This window comes from Cellulomonas sp. P2_B4 (genome assembly GCF_056404795.1).
In genome coordinates, this window is record NZ_JBFUDI010000086.1 from 1 (window position 1) to 565 (window position 565).

General features: G+C 66.0%; 1 protein-coding gene. It reads right to left on the reverse strand.

All coding sequences use genetic code 11. The annotated features are described in order from the left end of the window. On the reverse strand, positions 1 to 565 hold a 565-nt coding region (locus tag AC1DZC_RS20235), incomplete at both ends, for an enoyl-CoA hydratase-related protein (protein ID WP_477044533.1).

Sequence of the window (565 nt, forward strand, 5' to 3'; positions counted from 1 at the left end):
GGAACTGAGTCAGCCCCTTTTCGCGCCCGCGCTCGGGGTCGACGAAATGAGTCTGGTCGCCCTTGGCGGTGAGATATTCGGCTGCCTGCTCCCAGTTCATCTCGCGGGCATATTTATAGGCCATGCGCGCCTGGCGCAGCACCGTCGGGTTCTTGCCCAGCAGGTTGCGGGCGAGCTCGCGGGTGCGCTCCTTCAGTTCGGCCCCGGGCACCGCCTGGTTGACCAGGCCGAGCTCGGCGGCACGACGCCCGTCGAACTTCTCGCCGGTCATGACGTAATATAGCGCCTCGCGGTCGCCCATCAGGGTCGAGATCGCCTTGGAGACGACGCCGCCGGGGATGATACCCCAGTTGATCTCCGACAGGCCGAACACCGCGTCCTCGTCGGTGATGGCGAGATCGCAGCAGATCAGCGGCGTGAAGGCGCCGCCGAAGCACCAGCCATTGACCATCGCGATGGTCGGCTTGGCGTCATACCTCAGGGTGCGCCACTGCCAGGCGCGCGTCTCGCGATAGGCGCGGTGGCGTTCGACGTCCGACACCTTGTCGGTGGCGCGGAAGAAATC